This window comes from Sphingomonas sp. BK235 (genome assembly GCF_004345855.1).
Lineage (GTDB): Bacteria > Pseudomonadota > Alphaproteobacteria > Sphingomonadales > Sphingomonadaceae > Sphingomonas.
The window spans coordinates 12,982-29,356 of the sequence record NZ_SLXN01000017.1 but is presented as its reverse complement, the minus strand read 5'-3'; the positions used below and the strand labels follow the sequence as shown (position 1 = coordinate 29,356).

Genomic DNA, 16,375 nt, shown 5'->3' with positions numbered 1-16,375 from the left:
TGGTGCAAGGCGATGCGGCGGGGACGGTCGGTGCGAGACTGCCCGCCCCAGAGGAAACGTGCATCGACGCCGAGCGAGACGGACACGATCGGCTGATCGAGATTGCGCTCATCGCGGTCCTGGTGAAGCGACAGCTTCGCGCCGGTCGCGTAGCGATTGATGAGGCACGCTTCCGGCGCAAAGTTGGCGAAGCCGACCGCGGCGGCAGCCTCGGTGGCGAGCGTGGCGAAGGGCGGCATCGCCGGCCATGGTCGTCCGGTGAGCGGGTTGACGGGGCTGTAGCGACGGCCTCGCCGATCCGAGGCCCAGCCCAACTGCCCGACGTTGGTCATCGCCACCGACATCCACCGGCCACCCGGGATCTCAAAATGGCGAAAAGGCGCCATGATCTGGACCGCATCACGCGCGGTCTTGCGAATCATTCGGCCGGCAGGTGCCTGCTTTCGGCGCCTCGTCGCCGAGCAGGAGCCGCATCGAGCGAAAGTCGAAGGTGTAGCTACATCTAGCCGAGAGTCCCGATTGTCCGAGATTGCCGAGGATCGGGGAAGCTCTGTCTCCGTCGAGCGCGACAGGCACGCCATGTTCCGCGACCGTCGCCGCGCCGACGCCGATCGTCAACTCGGGCTCTAAAGCGGTCTCGGCGTCGCTGATGCCACCCAGCCCCAGAGTGGCGTCGCGCGTCCTCGGCCAGAGCCGTGCACGATCGGTGAAGCTTGCGGCGTAGCTCGCGTAAAGCGTGGTCCGGTTCGCCCCCGTGTCGATGCTCATCAGACTTCTGCGCCCGGCGATCTCCACCTCGGCCAGCGGAGTCAGCTCGTTCATAAAGAGGAGCGCGCCCGAGCGGAGCGGCGGCGCGTCGCGATTGATCGTCATGTCGCCCTCTCGCTCGATCCGAAACCGACCGAACTGAGTCAATGCTGGCAAGCCGAGGACCGCGTCGATCCGATAGTCGGCGTGCGGCGCCCGGATCCGCAGCGCCTCATCGGGGACGACGATCGCCATCATGTTCCGAAGGATCACGCCGCCGACCGGGAGTTTGTCGATCACCGCGAGCCGCGCGGTCACCGCATGGCCGGTCGATCCGGCGACATGGTAGCCGGCGTCACGGACCTCCAGTCGCAGGCGTCGCGCGGCGCTCTCGGACACAACGGAGAAATTCGCGCCCGTGTCGATCAACCACGGAAGCGTGACATCACGCACGGTCAAATCGATGGTTCGGGTACCTAGCACATTGAGGTAAGTGCGCAGCGTCGCGGTCTGACGTCCCGTCACCGACGGCTTGGGCAGGTCACGCAACACCGCCGCGGTCGCGAGTTGATCGCGGAGATCCGAGAGCCTGTTCGGATCGATGTGCTCTCTCCGCGTGCCGAGCCAGCGCGCGAGCAACGCATAGTGCTTTCCGTACTCACCGCGACGCAGGTAGGTGTTGAGAAGCGTCTCGAACACTGTCTCGGCACGGTGCGATCTGTTCCGCTCCAGCGCTGCCAGGCACGGCGGGAGCAGCTTCGCTGCCGTTTCGAGCTGATTGGTACGGCTTGTGATGATGCCCTCCACGGCGCAGCGATCGGCGCCCGGCGGCATAGTCGCGGCGAGCGAACGCGCTTCGGCCATGTCCCACCGTTCGAGGGCAGCATCGACGCGCAGCACAGCGGCGGACGGCGAGGGGGCCGCGGCCGCAGGCGCGGCAGCCACTGCGAGCGTCAGTATCGCTCGGAAGGCCATCTTATAATGCCTTGTCGGGTTGGGAAGCCGTGCGCGCCGACGTCGCGGCGGGGACCTTCAAGGAGCCTTCGTCCCACGTCTTCCCGGGTCTGGCCGCGGCATACATGGCGCTGGTCATCTCCTTCCACAGGGCGTTGCGGTCGCCGGCGCTCGCGTAGAGTTCCGCCATGCTGTGGGTCGCGCCGGGCACGAAGCGGATGTCCGCGTTGCCGCCGAGCCGGCGCAGCGCGGCGTCGAGCCGGCGAACCGGACCGTCGAGATAATAGGAATCGGCGTCGCCGACGATGACGTGGAGCTTGCCACCGAGCTGCCCGCGCCGGTGGTGCCACTCGGCCTGAAGCTTGCGGACGATATCATAATGCTCGCGCCAGTAGGCGGCCACGGCAGGGTCGACCGCGCCGGTTTCGCGATCGAACAAAGGGGCGGGGGTGCCGTCCGCGCGCCGGGGCGAGAACACCCACTCGAACGAGCGGAGCTGCCCACCCTCGCGGCCGAGAACGCGCTCCAGGCGGGCGGCGCCCTCGATCGTGCCGAGAACCTCGCCGTGATCGCGCTCGAGCGGACGCGGCCCTCCGTCGCTTGCCTGGTACATGTTCGCGTCGCGTGCGTAGAGATCGACACCGAGAAAGGCGTGGAAGTCGACGGGGTCGGGCGCCGTCGCCCAGCTGCCACCGAACACCCGCGGGTAGCGCACCATTGCCCACAGCGCGAACCAGCCGCCCGAGCTGTGCCCTATCAGGAAGCGACCGGACGGTCGCGCGTCCATCCGATAGCGCGCCTCGAGCGCGGGGATGACATCGCGCACCAGCGCCTCGCCCCATGGGCCGTTGCTGGCGCTGTCCGCGAACTCGTTCGTGCCCGTCGCGGAGGCGTGGTCGAGCGCGACCCAGATCATCGGCGGGATCGCGCCCGTTTCCATCAGATGCCACATCCGCGACAGCTGCTGGCCGCCGAGCTTGTGCCGGACGCCGAACCCGCCCGCCGTGTAGACCGTCGGATAGGTTCGGCGCGATGCGGGATCATAGCCGGGCGGGGTCAGCACCCACGCCGCCACGGCCTGGCGCTCTCCGCGGAAGCGCGTCAGCGCGCGAGAGGCGATCCGCTCGTCGTGAAGGTGCGCACGCGACGCAGTGATCTGCGCGGCCGCTGCGGGAGGCAGGCCGGCGGTGTCGAACTGGTCGGTCGCCGGCGGCACGGCGTGGTCGAGCTGCAGTGTCGGGGTCGACGCGAGCGGGAGACGCACGGTCACGACCTCGGACAGGAGATCGCCGGGTGCCCGGCCGGCGAAGTTATAGTCGCCGTCGCGGTCGAGCACCGCCTGCACGCGGTAGCTGCCGGGTGCCAGCGAGGCGAGGCTCGCCGGGAAGGCGTCTGTGGCCCCGTCGATCGTCACCGAGCGCCCCGGCCCGAACCCCGCCACGTCGCGTCCGGCCACCCAGACGTGTCGGCCACGCTCCAGGTCGACCGCGTCGCCGCCGCGTGCGTCCGCGCCGCTCGCCGGCGTGGCGAACACCAGCAGCCGCCCGCGCGCATCCGCGGCGAGGTCGGGGCGGAGCGTCACGATCAGGCGCGGCGCCGGCTCGGCCGCCCCGATGAAGAGCGCCGCCGACGCCGACGCGAGCAGCAAGCGGGTCACGTTGGCCGCGCCGGGCTGCCGCGCCGTGGCGGTAGGAGTGGCTTGGCTCATCCGACCGTTCGCCGCGCATCGTCGTCGCTCTCAACCGATAGCGCGCGGTCGAGCGCGGTGGCCGCATGGATTGCGGTGGTGTCGAAGATCGGCACAGGGCTGTCGTCCTGTCTCACCAGCATCATGATCTCGGTGCAGCCTAGGATCACCGCCTCGGCGCCGGACGCGACCAGCCGCGCGATCACCGCCCGATAGGCCGCGCGCGAGGCGGGCTCGACCCGCCCCGCGACCAGTTCGTCGTAGATGATCCGGTGCACGGTCGCGCGGTCCGCCGCGTCTGGGACGATCACCTCCAGGCCGAAGGCGTCGCGCAGTCGCCCCTTGTAGAAGTCCTGCTCCATCGTGAACGCGGTGCCGAGCAGGCCGACCGTCCGCAGCCCGGCGGCGACGATCCGCTCCGCGGTGGCGTCGGCGATATGGACCAGCGGGATGCCGACCGCGCCCTGCACCTCCGGCGCCATCCGGTGCATGGTGTTAGTGCAGATCAGCAGCAGCTCCGCGCCGGCCGCCTCGAGCCGCCGCGCGGCGTCCACCATCCGCGCGGTGAGCCCGGCCCAGTTGCCGGCGTGTTGCAGCGCCTCGATCTCCGCGAAGTCGAACGACCACAAGAGGCAGCGCGCCGAGGCGGTCGGACCCAGGCGCGCGCGGGTGCCCTCGTTGAGCAGGCGGTAATAGGCCGCCGAGCTCTCCCAGCTCATCCCGCCGATCAGGCCGATCATGCGCAACATGCCGCTCCGTTCCAGGGTTCGAGGTCGAGCAGCAGCGTCGGGATCAGCTCCGACACGGTGGGGTGGATCGGTACCGCCCAGCGAAGCCGCTCGATCGGCTGGTCGGCGTTCATCATGTCGAGCACGCCGTGGATCGCCTCGTCGCCGCTGGTGCCGAGGATCGCCGCGCCGAGCACACGGCGCGTCTCCGCGTCGGCGACGATCTTCATGAAGCCCTGCGGCTCGCCCTTCTCGACCGCACGGCCGACGCGCGTCATCGGCCGCGTCGCGCGCAGCAGCGGCCTGCCGGTCGCGAGTGCCTGCGCGTCGGTCAGGCCGACGCGGGCGAGCGGGGGATCGATGTAGAGCGCATAGCCGGGCAGACGCTGGTTGACGCGCCGGTCCTCGCCGTCGAGCAGGTTGGCCGCAACGATCTCGAAATCATTGTAGGCGGTGTGGGTGAAGGCCCCGCGGCCGTTGCAGTCGCCGAGCGCCCAGATGCCGGGGACGCTGCTCTTCAGATGGTCGTCGACGATGATATAGCCGCGCGGGTCGACCGCGACGCCGGCCGCCTCGAGCCCGAGGTCGTCCGTGTTCGGCCGCCGGCCGACGGCCACCAGCACGTGGCTGGCGAGCAATGGCGACGCGTCCGCGGCGCAGTCGACGCGCACCGCGATCCCGTCACCTTGCCGCGCGAAGCCGATGCAGTTTGCGCCGGTCCGCACCGCGACGCCTTCGGCCTCGAGGATCGCGCGCACCGCCGCGGAGACGTCCTCGTCCTCGCGCGCGATCAGCCGGTCCATCCGCTCGACGATCGTCACCGCCGCGCCGAAGCGGCGGTACATCTGCGCGAACTCCAGCCCGATATAGCTGCCGCCGATCACCACCAGGTGGCGGGGCAGCGTGTCGAGCGCGACCATGCCCGTGTTGGTGAGGATCGGTACCTCGTCGATGCCCGGCAGGTCCGGGACGGCCGCGCGACCGCCGACATTGAGGAAGATCTTCGGCGCGGTCAGGCGCTCGCCCGCCACTGCCACGGTGTCGGCGGACTCGAACCGCGCGTGGCCGCGGATCAACGCGACGCCGGTCAGGCCGGAAAGCCACGCCTCGTTGCCGCGGCGGCCGTCCTGGATGACGGCGTTCGCGCGCGCGGCCACCGCGGCCATGTCGATGGCGACGGAGGCGGCGGTGAAGCCATAGTCCGCCCCGCGTCGCGCGGTGTGGAGCGCATAGGCGCTGGCCACCAGGGTCTTGGTCGGGCGGCAGCCGGTGTTGACGCAGGTGCCGCCGACCCAATGCCGCTCGATGATCGCGACCGACTGGCCCGCCGCGCTGAGCCTCGCGGCGAGCGCGGGACCGGCCTGACCGGCACCGATGATGATGGCGTCGAAGCTGCGCATGCTGGCGTACCTTGATCGAGTGAGGCGCTAAGCCTTGTGGCAGAGGTAGTGGGCTCGCGCGAGGCGGGCCCGCGCACGATCGGACGAGGGTTAGGCGCACGTCATGAAGGCAAGACCGATCAGGTGGCGGCAACCTTGGCGCGGCGGCGTGCGGTGCTGATCGTCAGCGAGACGGCCGAGACGAGGAAGTAGAACGCGCCGAACGCCGCATAGGGCGCGATGTCGGCGATGCCGACCGCGGCGGGGCCGGCGGCCTTGCTCAGCATGTGCGCTCCGGCGAGACCAGACTGCGCGCCGCTCAGGATCATCGCCCATTGCGCGCCATAGACCTTCCACCGCCGCACGCCGGTGGCGAGTTGGAACAGACCGGACAGCACGGCCCAGACGCCGAAGACCTGCAGCACCGCGTGCGGCCCATGCGGCAGGGTCGCGCCGACCGCGACCGCGGTCACCGCGCTCACCGCGAAGTTGAGCATCTGGCTCTTGTTGCGCGCGAGCCCGCCGCTGCGCGCGGCGTCGAGATAGTTCGCCAGCGCGTCCCAGGCCGGGTAGGCGACGAGCATCGCGGCGGCGAGCGCGGGCCTCGTGCCGGCGATCGTGAAGGCCAGCGCGACCCAGGCGGCAGCCACCGCGAAACGCAGGTAATAATAGGTTCGGAGCCAGCCCAGGTCGGGCGCTTTCGCATTGGCAGTGGTCGGCATGGCAGGTTCCTTTCGGGGTTGAGGGCGCGCGTTGTCGCTCCCGGCGAACCGGGTTGGGCGTCGACGGTCGGGTCGATCGCGGCCAGGTGGCCGCGGCACATCAGGTCAGAGGCGGAAGCGCCGCGGCAGACACCATCGCGCCGCGGCGGTTACGGCACCGCACCCGATGCTGTACCAGACCACCGCGTATAGCGGGTCGTTGAAGGGGCAGCAGAAGGCGAAGACAAAGGCGCCGCAGGTGCCCGCGGCGAGGCCGGCGGCGAGCGCGCTGAGCCGGGGCTCGGTCGGTGCGGCGCGTCGCATCAGCGCGCCGAGCAACGCCATGACGGGCAGCGAGAGCACGACGATCGACGTGGCGCACACGATCCCGCTCGCCGGGTCGAGGCGGTCGAGCGGCGCGCGGTGCGCCGTTCCCGAGGGCGCGACGAACACGCCCGCGACGATCGCCGCGGCCGCGAGCGTGCCGGCGAGCGTCAGACCCGGTCGCGTCCGCGCCGCGGGCGAGAAGGAGCGGATCGCCACCGCACAGGCCACCACGGCGAGAAGCGCGAGGCTTCCCACCCGCCACATCAGATAGGGCGAGTCCGCCGCATGGTTCATGTCCGGCCGCATCGCACCCATCGCCAGGAACAGCGCCAGCTCCATCCCGCACAGCGCGACGAGGAGCGCGCCCTCGCGCGCGACGCTGCGGCGCCGAACCGGCGCGAGGCCGGACGAGAGCTCGGCGATCAGGGCGTCATTCGACATCGGGAGTCTTCTCGATCAGGGCGGTGAGCCGGGCGAGGCCGCGGTGGATGTTCATCTTCACGGCCGAAGGCGACAGGCCGATCCGCGACGAGGCCTCGTTGACGCTATAGCCCTGCACCTTCACCAGCAGGATCGCCTGCGCCTGCGCCGGGCGGAGCGCTTCGAGCAAAGTGGCGAGCACGGAGGTGCTGACCACCGACGCCTCATGGTCGCCGACCGCGACGTCCTCGGACAGCTCGCCGTCCGGGCGCCGCGCCAGGCTTCGCAGCTGGTCGACCCACTTGTTCTTGGCGATCGCCGCGAGCCACGGTCCCAACGGGTAGCACGGATCGTAGGTGTGACGGCGCCGATGCACTGCCATCAGCGTCTCCTGGACGGCATCGTCCACCTCGCCAGCGGGCAGGCGCCGGGTGAAGTAGCGCGTGAGCCATGCCGACATCTCCACGAGCAGCCGCCGATACGCACCGCCATGTCCGTCCTGGGCGGCGGCCATCAGCTTGCCCCACTCGTCCGGCGCGGTGTGCGCCGGTCGCTCGCGGCTGACCCGAGCCGCGTCGGGCGACGGCCGGGGGATCAGTCTCGAGAGATGCTCGCTTCGCATGATCTGTTATTCGCTCGCCGTGCGATCCCGGTCACCTACCTCGAACCTTTCTTTTCCAAGCATTCGCTTGAGCGGAGCTTGCCTGTCATGCCCCACGCCACGGCGACGCCTGCGAACACCATCGCCGGGTTGCACTGAAAGGCGGCGGACGCTCGTATAGAACGATGCCGCGCGCGACGTCGCGGGTGCAAGGGGAGGGCAGAGATGGAGTGGAGCGACGTCCGCATCTTCCTGGCGGTAATGCGCTCGGGCACGCTGGGCGGCGCGGCCCGGGCGCTGCGCCTCAGCCATCCTACCGTCGGGCGGCGCCTCCGCGCGCTCGAGGAGGCGACCGGTCAGATCCTCTTCCAGCGGACCGCCGACGGCCTCGTGCTGACGGAGGAGGGAAGCGCCATCGTGGCGCTGGCGGAGCAGATGGAGGAGGGCGCGCTGGCGCTCGAGCGGCGCCTCGCCGGTCAGGAGCAGGCGCTCCGCGGCGCGCTGCGCATCTCCTCGGCCGACTGGTTCGGCGCCTATGTCCTCCCCCCGATCGTCACCGATTACACGAGCGCCTACCCCGGGGTCGATGTCGAGATCCTCACCGGCACCCGCCTGTTCAGCCTCGCGCAGCGCGAGTCGGACATCGCCTTCCGCATCGTCCCCTTCGACACCTCGGATATCGTGCAGCGACGGCTCAGCCGGTTGAACTACGGCGTGTACGTCGCCGCAGCGGCTCCCGATCCCGTGTTCGGCGATGGCGCGGGCTTTGGTTTGATCACGCATGACACCTCCACCGGGCAGTTCCCCGACATCGATTGGCTCAAGGCGAGCTTCCCCAACGCGGCGCCGATCGTGCGGTCGAACAACAGGAACGTGCAGTCACATCTGTGCCGCCAGGGTCTCGGCATCGCCGTGCTCCCTCGTGCGGTTGGTAACCATGTGTCGGGACTGCGCCGGCTCGAGCTTTCGGCCGAACCGCCCAGCCGCGACATCTGGATGGGCTACCATCGCGACCTGAAGCATTTGCAGCGCCTGCGCGCCTTCATCCGGGTCGTCGACGAGCACCTGCGAGCGGTGTTGCCGTGATCCGGCGATAGCGCGAGCACCTTCGTGCCTGCTCAGTCGCCGTCCTGCCAGCGGCGCAGATCGGTCTGGTCATGGTAGGGCATGCGATCCGGCGTGGTGATGAACTCGACCGTCGTGCCCCAGGGCATGCGGCAATAGCACACCTTGTTTCCGGCACCCCGCTCGGTCGCATAGGGGATGGCGCGCGGCGCGGTCAGCGGCGTGCCGCCGGCCCGCTCGAAGCGCGCGACCGCCGCGTCGATGTCGTCGGTGTACAGCGCGAAGTGCGTGATGCCGAAATCGCTCGCCCGTACCGGCGCGGCCTGCTCGGGGCCGTGCATCTCGAACAGTTCGATATCGGGTCCGGTGCCGATCTTCACCATTGCCTGCGCGCGCACGACCGTCCCCGGAAAGGCGTCGACCGCGCGTTCGAATTCGGGCCCTCGCCGCGACGGATCCTGCGGACCGAACGACTGGTAGATCAGCTGTCCGTCGAACGCCTCCGACAGGAAGGACAAAGCGGCGGCGATGTCGGGCACGGTGATGCCGATGTGGTTGATGCCGCGGGTGACAGGGTCGGTCATATGATTCTTCCTCTGCAAGAACGTGGATCGATAAGAGGCGGACGGCGCTTCAACTGGGCGTGAGGAAATCGATCAGCGCGGCGGCGACCTCGTCCGGCCGTTCGTCGGCGACATAGTGGCTGCACCGCGCGATCGCGCCGCCGGTCACGGTGTCGGCGAACTCCTCCAGCATCGGCACCATCTGGGCGCCGAAGCGGGTGTCGCCGCCGAGACCCAGCACCGGAATGGCGAGCGGCCGCTGCTTGTACGTGAGCGCGGCCTCATGATCGGCGGCGAGGGTTCGGTACCATTCCAGTCCGCCGCGCAGGCGGCCGGGCAGTGCCATCGCGCGCGCGTAAACCTCTACGTCGCTGGGGTCGAAGGTGCTGTGGTCGTAGAACCGCTCGGCCATGAAGGCGGCGATGTAGTCGTATTCACGTCCCTGGATCAGCCGCTCGGGCAGATCGCGGTTGATGTGGAAGCCGAAGTGCCACAGCCGCGCGATCGTCGCCTCCCACTGGCTCCAGCCGGGCAGCGGAACGTCGAGTACGGCTAGGTGAGTGACGGCGTCGCGGTGAAGTGCGGCCTGTGCCAGCGCGACCATGCCGCCAATGTCGTGGCCGCACACCGCATACCGTTCGTGGCCGAGCGCGACCATCGCGTCGTGCGCGTCGCGCGCCATGGTCGCCTTGTCATAGCCGCCCTGCGGACAGTCGGAGAAGCCCGCGCCGCGCAGGTCGATCGCCACGACGCTGAACCGCTCGGCGAGGAGCGGCATCACTTTGTGCCACTCCCACCATGTTTCCGGCCAGCCGTGCAGCAGGAGGATCGGCGGCCCGGCGCCGCCCGTCACCGCGTTGATGCTGATGCCGTTCGCTGTCACCGGTCGTTGGGTGAAGCCGGTCAGAGCCGCGATCATCGCTCGTTCTCCCGTGTGGTGGTGAAGGCTGGAAAGCGCGCGAGCGGCGCTCAGGACGCGTCGAAGTCGGTGGCGAGCGTGAGGTCCCGCCACGCGTCCAGGTCGCGACGGAAGGCTGCCAGCTTGCGTTCGGCGATCGCGTGCGCGGCGCCGCCGAGCGGCAGGTGGAGCGGCGCGTCCTTGGCGTCGACCGCCGCCAGGATGACCGCGACCGCCTTGTCGGGGTCGCCCGCCTGATGGCCGTCGTTGGTGTCGCGATAGTGGCGGCGCGAGCTCGCGGCATACTCCGGCATCTGCCGAGCCGTCATCGCGATCGAGCGTCCGAGAAAGTCGGTGCGGAAGGGGCCGGGCTCGACGATCAGCACGCGGATGCCGAAGGGCGCCAGCTCGTCGGCGAGGGCCTCGGATATCCCTTCCAGGGCAAATTTGGTGGCGTGATAATAGCCTCCGCCGCCCCGGCCCGCGATACCGGCGCCCGACGACATGTTGACGATCGTCCCGCGCGAGCGGCGGAGGACGGGCAGGGCCGCTATGGTGGTCTCGATCAAGCCAAAGACGTTCACATCAAATAGGGGGCGATACTCCTCGGGAGTGCCTTCCTCGATCGCGCCGAACAGCGCGTAGCCGGCATTGTTCACAAGCACGTCAAAGCCGCCGAAGATCTCCACCGCTTTCGCGACCGCCGCCTCGGCTTCGCCCCTGTCGGTCACGTCCAGCCGAAGCGTGATCAGCCGGCCTTCGAACGGTTCTGCCATTGCGGCGATGGTCCGGACGTCGCGCGCCGTCGCGATCACCTGATCGCCGCGCCGTGCGGCCGCGAGCGCGAGCCGATGGCCGAAACCGCTGGAGCAGCCCGTGATGAGCCAGGTTCGCATTGCTTGTTCTCCGACTCGTGCTGATACGTTGTGAGACCACCGGCCCAGGCTGCCATCACGGTGATGATCGAGCGCAGCTTCCTGCGGGTCGTTGGGAGGGCCGCCGACACGGGAGGTCAGGCGGCGAAGCCGCCGTCGATCGTTTGCGCGGCGCCAGTGATGCCGCGCGCCATCGGACCGGCGAGATAGAGTGCAAGACTCGCGACTTCGTCGGCGGTGCCGTAGCGCTGGATCGCCATTTGCCCGAGCATACCGGTCGCGCGCGGGCCGTCGGCCGGGTTCATGTCGGTGTCGGTAGGACCTGGCTGTAATACGTTGATCGTGATGTCGCGCGGTCCGAGGTCGCGTGACAGCCCGCGCACCATCCCCCGCAGGGCTGCCTTGGTCAGCACGTAGGCCGCGAGCCCGGGGAAGGGCATGTTGTCTGCTGTGTCTGAGCCGATGACAAGGATACGGCCGCCGTCAGGCATGAGGCGAGCGGCCTCGATGCTGCCGAAATAGGCGCCACGAACATTGACGTCGAACATCCGATCGATTTCATCGGCATCAAGCGTAAGGGGATCGCCGACGACCAGTAGACCGGCATTGTAGACAAAGATGTCGATCGGTCCTGCGTTGCGGATGGTGGCAATCAGGTCGTCGCGCGAGCCGGCGTCGACCTGTATCGCCTTCGCGCCGGTAGCGGCGGCGAGTTGGTTGGCCGCGCCTACGGAAGCGGCATAGGTAAATATCACTGTAGCGCCTGCACTGGTGAAGTGACGTACGATCGAGGCTCCGATGCCGCGGCTTCCGCCGACGACGAAAGCTTTGCGATCAGAGAACGTCATCGTGTTTCTCCTTTGCGAGATCAGGTGTGGCGGTCGGTTGAGGGTGCGATGGAGTGCCTCGACGCGCTGAGGCAGGAGGTGTGCGTAGGTGAAATGCTTGCGTCGTCCACGGACATTTGGGCACGGCGCCGACGGTCGTAAACTTACAGGATTGCACGTCCTGTGTTCAGGCCTGTACCGCGGGCTTCAATCCATCATTCTTCAAGCTCGATGGCCCGACCGATCAGCTAACGGGTTTCCATCGCGCAAAAACAGGCCGCCAGCTCGGATCGCGGACGAGAACTAATGGACTGACGATCGACTGGCCGATGATGGGAGGCGGGCGGGACGTCGAAAGTGACCGCTTTTGCGTCGACACAAAAGTGGGCCGTAAGAGGCTCTCGCGGGTGGCCGGGGTAAGCCTCGCCAGGGCTTCCGGCGACCCTGAGCTTTGACGACGCTTAGCAGCTTGAACTCACCGAGGCTCTCGACATTGGAGCCGAGACAAGGGAAGCTGCATGGGTAGAGTGCAGGCGCCGCGGAGGAGGGTAGGATGCATGGTGGAGCGTTCAAGGCGATCGTTCTGGCTGGAACCCTGATTAGCACGCCGGCGCTGGCTAGAGTGAACGAGGAGCGGTCTCAGACTGGTCGCGAAAAGTCGACGTATCTTGCGCCACTCATCTATGAAGCGGTTGGCACCAGCGGGCGCGCGTGCGGTTACCAAGCCCGGTACGACCAGATGAACTTGACCGTCGACCGAGCGCTACAGTGTCCAGCGGCGGTAGTCTGCGAGCGGCGGCGCACTTCGATCAAACCGATATGCAGATCGCCAATCGCACCGTGGAAGCTGCCGTAGCCCATCACCATTCACGACGACGACCGGAACGTGGCGTTCGGTGAACAACTCCGATCACCTGCTCTAATCAAGAGTCGACATCGTGGCGGGGAAGCCTCCGACGCGGTGAAGCAAAGAAATTGCGCGTTGTTCGGCCAACGATGTCGCGACGGCCGATCATGGACCCTGCTGCGGGCGTCGGCGCGATGACCGCCCGGTGCGGTCGCGCTGTCCTGCCAATCAGGCCAGCCGGACAGCTGCGCGGAACGCCCGAAAAGGCTCGAACGGCGAGGTGAACGAGCGACCGGAGTTGGGAAGCGGGCAGGGGCGCCTGAGTGACCAGTTGTGGGTCTACGCTGCGTGGAAGAAGGTCGCGCAGCTCCAATCCCAGCGCCTGGCGACGTCGCATGCGAACTGAATACCCTTGAAACGACGCTGGCTTTGTGTCGGCTACGAGCGTCTCGCAGCTATTCCTCGCTGTTCCAAGTACCAGTTGCCATCGACCAGCGTCACTCGTGGCTGAGAGTTTCCGGCCGACCGCCTTCGACGGGTAGCGCCCGACCGGCGGGTCTCCCTATCAAACTTGATGTCATACTGGTCGATGAGGCGGTACAGTGTTGTTCTGCTTATTCGCAGCCGCTCGGCCGCTGCACTTAGATTATAGCTGGAAATACGTAGAGCCGACTGTATGGCAGCGCGTTGCGCGTATGCCATCGTACCTTCAATCTGATGGTCCGTGCTCATAGCGCAACGTCCAGCCCATCAGCCTTCAAGGCCGTAACTGTCGCCGTGTGCAAACCTACTTCTTCAACAAACCAACTCTTAAGCATTGTAGATCGATGCACTTCGCAATCTCCGTCCGTGCTGCCTATGCGCAGGTACGAGACTCGGGCCTGCCGGATGCGGTTTGCAAACCTGTGTTAATCAATTCTTTAGCCGATTAGCCGGGTGGCAAAGGATTTCTACACCGCCTCAGTCGAAGGCTGTTCAATCAGCTTGGGCGTCAGTTGAGCATGCGGGCAGCTGATACACACGGCGGCCACCACCCAGGCTGCGAGGAGATGCACACGTCGGTGCGCTCTGGCTTGGACGCTGAGTGCCTTTGATTTGAACTGGTGATCGAAGTTGAGGATCACATGTGACTCGCGTAGTGACCACTTTGGGTCATGTAGCGCCGTCAAGCCTCAGTTGCGTCGTATAGCTTACCGGGCGCCAAGACAGCAGGCCCTCCAGCGAATGCGTCAGTTCAGCGGGCGCTCTCGCTCGTGACCGCTCGAAGCACTCGTGATACCTCGTCCGCAGAATACGGCTTGTGGACGAGGGTGAAGCCATGGCTTCCCTCCTGCGCGATCACGTGACTGTAGCCGCTGGCGAGAACCACCGGCAGTTCCGGCATGTCGCGCGACAACTTCTTGGCAAGTTCAAGCCCGCCGATCCCGGGCATGACGACGTCGGAGAAGACGACATCAAAGCCCGCCTTTCCTCGTTCCAGAACTCTCAACGCCTCTTCCGCCGTGGCAACCCAGCGCGTCTTGTAGCCCAGCTCCTCTAACGCCTGCGTCGAGAAACGTCCCACCTCCTCGTTGTCCTCGACAACCAGAACGCACAGACCCGCGCCTTCTCCGCTGCTGGTTCCTGCTGGCGTCTCATCGATCGCCTCCGGGCCACTCTGCGCCTCGGGCAGGTAGAGCGTGAACGTGGCCCCGGCGCCTGCCTCGCTCGTCACCTCGATGTCACCGCCGGATTGCTTGGCGAAGCCGAACGCTTGGCTCAGACCGAGCCCCGTGCCCTTGCCTACATCCTTGGTCGTGAAGAACGGTTCAAAGATGCGCTGCATGTCTCCAGACGTGATGCCGCTGCCGGTGTCGGTCAGCGATACAGCGACGAACTTGCCCGGCGAGCCGGCGTGTCCACGCAACGGCGGGAGCGACGCGCCACAGCGGACCTCGATCGTCAGCGTACCAGCACCATCCATGGCGTCCCGCGCGTTGACCGCCATGTTGACCAGTGCGGTCTCGAACTGGCTAAGGTCGGCGCGCACATAGCAGGGGGTCGCCGGCAATCGGAGCCGTACGGCGACACGCGCACCCGTGACGGTGTCGATCATGTCCGCCACGTTGTTCGCCCGGGCTACCACGTCGAACACCTCGGGTTTGAGCGCCTGGCGGCGCGCAAAGGCGAGAAGCTGGCCGGTCAGCTTCGTCGCTCTCGCCGCGGTGTCAGCGATCGCGTCGATATAGCGAGAGCGCTTCTCGGCCGTGAGATTGCCGCGGCGCAGCAGGTCGACTGAACCGCGGATCACCGTCAGCCAGATTGTTGAAGTCGTGCGCAACGCCCCCGGTGAGTTGGCCGATCGCTTCCATCTTCTGCGAATGCCGCAGCGTTTCCTCGGTCTTGAGGAGCTCTCGGGTGCGTTCATCGACTCGGACCTCGAGTTGATGGGCCAGGTTGCGCAAAGTCCCCTCGTTCTCCAGCCGCTCTCGCCCGACCGCCAGGAAGCGAGCGAGGGTCGAGAAGAAGGTCAGTGCTTCGGGGTCGAACTGGTCACAGTGGAACGATGTAAAGGAGATGACACCGAAAAGGTCGGTCCGGCCGCGAAGGGGGTACCCGGCGTAGGCGGTAATGCCCTCATTGTAGGCGACCTCGTAGCGCGCACTCGAACTCAGCTGCGCCTTGTTCAGGATGAGCGGTTCACGCTGCTCCGCCACGATGCCGCAGAGCGGCAACGTGAAGGGAGCATGCCGGAGCTGTTCCTGCTGTCCCTGCGGCACGTTGACCGAGTAGATGAGGTGAAGGTGCTGCCCGTCCTCGGTGAGGGCGTAGGTGAAGCTCTGGTCAAAACCGAGCGATCGAATGCCGCTCTCAAGAACCGCCTGGTTCACCGCGTCGGGGTCGGATCCGGACAGAAGGCCATCAGAGGCCTTAACAAGCAGGCTCATACGCTCCTCGCGGATTCGCTCGGTGGTACGATCCCGCATCACCTTCACGTATCCCTCCAGCACGCCGTCGGCTGATCGCAGTGGCGTCATCTCTCCCTGAGCCCAGAAGCGGTCTCCATCCTCGCGCAGGTGCCAACGCTCGTCGTTCGCTCTCCCTGTCTCGCGTGCGAGACGCATCTCTGTGAGCGCTCGGTCAATGGCGCGATCTTCCGGCGTGAAGATGCGCTCGAGCGGTTTGCCGAGCATCACGGCCTCCGTCCATCCAAGCACCTTCTCGGCGCCGGGGTTCCACCGTGTGACGTGACCATCTACGTCGGTGGCAATCATGGCGAAGTCGGTGGCGCTATCCACGATCAGCCGGTCGAGGTTTCGTCCGCTCATCTCACGCCGCCACGACACGCCAACCTTGTCGTCCGTTCGGCTTGATCGCTTATGCAACGCTGCACGCGTAACTCCTAGTCGGTCCGACGCATCTAACCATCAGCGTGGGTCTACGCTCCAACGCGCGTCGACAAACGGCAAAATCGATGAGGCTTGCACTTTTGAGTGGCGTCGATGGACGGGACAGAAGCGCTTAGCTTTGCAGCGGGCTGACCGGTACCCGCATCGGCAGTCCGCGTTCCCAGTACAGGCTCGAGTCACCGCAGCACGAAGCGCCCAAAGGGCTTGATTGCGAGTTGAACGAGCAGCCGGAGTGGGGAGGCGGGCAGGAGCCTCTGAATGACCGCTTTTGAGTCTTAGCGGAGCCGGGAATGCGAGGGCAATATCGGTCTCGTTCGAGCCAGTAGAGCCGTACTACTCCTAAGAGTGGCGACGCCTCAATTACACG

At 67.1% G+C, this 16,375-nt stretch carries 15 protein-coding genes; 1 reads left to right on the top strand and 14 read right to left on the bottom strand.

Annotated elements, in window-relative coordinates:
* The 8 genes from EV292_RS22070 to EV292_RS22035 all read right to left on the bottom strand — a co-directional run.
* Nucleotides 1-422 (bottom strand): alpha-ketoglutarate-dependent dioxygenase AlkB (locus tag EV292_RS22070; RefSeq protein WP_207913550.1); only part of this gene is annotated, 422 nt, incomplete at its 3' end.
* Nucleotides 400-1,722, bottom strand: a complete 1,323-nt coding sequence (locus tag EV292_RS22065; RefSeq protein ID WP_132911432.1) for a retropepsin-like aspartic protease — start codon at nt 1,720-1,722, stop codon at nt 400-402. The genes EV292_RS22070 and EV292_RS22065, both read right to left, overlap by 23 nt.
* A gap of 1 nt (nt 1,723) precedes the next feature.
* On the bottom strand, nt 1,724-3,409 hold the full coding sequence (locus EV292_RS22060) for an alpha/beta hydrolase-fold protein (RefSeq protein ID WP_132911431.1): 1,686 nt from the start codon (nt 3,407-3,409) through the stop codon (nt 1,724-1,726).
* Entirely contained in the window at nt 3,406-4,134 is a 729-nt protein-coding gene (locus EV292_RS22055) for an aspartate/glutamate racemase family protein (protein WP_132911433.1), read from the bottom strand. The genes EV292_RS22060 and EV292_RS22055 overlap by 4 nt, the downstream gene beginning before the upstream one ends.
* The gene (locus tag EV292_RS22050) at nt 4,125-5,516 is read right to left on the bottom strand and encodes an FAD-containing oxidoreductase (RefSeq protein ID WP_132911430.1); all 1,392 of its coding nucleotides are present in this window, start codon (nt 5,514-5,516) and stop codon (nt 4,125-4,127) included. The genes EV292_RS22055 and EV292_RS22050 overlap by 10 nt, the downstream gene beginning before the upstream one ends.
* 119 nt (nt 5,517-5,635) lie before the next feature.
* Nucleotides 5,636-6,217, bottom strand: a complete 582-nt coding sequence (locus tag EV292_RS22045) for a DUF308 domain-containing protein (protein ID WP_132911429.1) — start codon at nt 6,215-6,217, stop codon at nt 5,636-5,638.
* Nucleotides 6,218-6,322: 105 nt separating this feature from the next.
* Nucleotides 6,323-6,964, bottom strand: coding sequence for a DUF1109 domain-containing protein (locus EV292_RS22040; protein WP_132911428.1), 642 nt, complete (start codon nt 6,962-6,964; stop codon nt 6,323-6,325).
* Nucleotides 6,954-7,457 carry a sigma-70 family RNA polymerase sigma factor gene (locus tag EV292_RS22035; protein WP_243693921.1) on the bottom strand — a complete coding sequence of 168 codons (504 nt, stop codon included), beginning with the start codon at nt 7,455-7,457 and terminating at the stop codon, nt 6,954-6,956. The genes EV292_RS22040 and EV292_RS22035 overlap by 11 nt, the downstream gene beginning before the upstream one ends.
* A gap of 312 nt (nt 7,458-7,769) precedes the next feature.
* On the opposite strand from EV292_RS22035, the gene EV292_RS22030 reads away from it, so the two are divergent.
* Nucleotides 7,770-8,630, top strand: coding sequence for a LysR family transcriptional regulator (locus EV292_RS22030; protein WP_132911426.1), 861 nt, complete (start codon nt 7,770-7,772; stop codon nt 8,628-8,630).
* Nucleotides 8,631-8,662: 32 nt separating this feature from the next.
* On the opposite strand, the gene EV292_RS22025 is transcribed toward EV292_RS22030, so the two are convergent.
* From EV292_RS22025 to EV292_RS23300, 6 genes are all read right to left on the bottom strand, one after another.
* A complete protein-coding gene (locus EV292_RS22025) occupies nt 8,663-9,193 on the bottom strand; it encodes a VOC family protein (protein ID WP_132911425.1) in 531 nt (176 codons plus the stop codon).
* Between the two features lie 49 nt (nt 9,194-9,242).
* A complete protein-coding gene (locus EV292_RS22020) occupies nt 9,243-10,091 on the bottom strand; it encodes an alpha/beta hydrolase (protein ID WP_132911424.1) in 849 nt (282 codons plus the stop codon).
* Between the two features lie 50 nt (nt 10,092-10,141).
* On the bottom strand, nt 10,142-10,966 hold the full coding sequence (locus EV292_RS22015) for an oxidoreductase (protein ID WP_132911423.1): 825 nt from the start codon (nt 10,964-10,966) through the stop codon (nt 10,142-10,144).
* 116 nt (nt 10,967-11,082) lie between these two features.
* Entirely contained in the window at nt 11,083-11,793 is a 711-nt protein-coding gene (locus tag EV292_RS22010; RefSeq protein WP_132911422.1) for an SDR family oxidoreductase, read from the bottom strand.
* A 2,060-nt stretch (nt 11,794-13,853) separates the two neighbouring features.
* Nucleotides 13,854-14,909 (bottom strand): ATP-binding protein, encoded by a 1,056-nt coding sequence (locus EV292_RS22990; RefSeq protein WP_243693920.1) that lies wholly within the window; start codon nt 14,907-14,909, stop codon nt 13,854-13,856.
* Nucleotides 14,827-15,927, bottom strand: coding sequence for a PAS domain S-box protein (locus EV292_RS23300; RefSeq protein WP_243693919.1), 1,101 nt, complete (start codon nt 15,925-15,927; stop codon nt 14,827-14,829). Before EV292_RS23300 ends, EV292_RS22990 begins: the two co-directional genes overlap by 83 nt.
* Between the last annotated feature and the right edge of the window lie 448 nt (nt 15,928-16,375).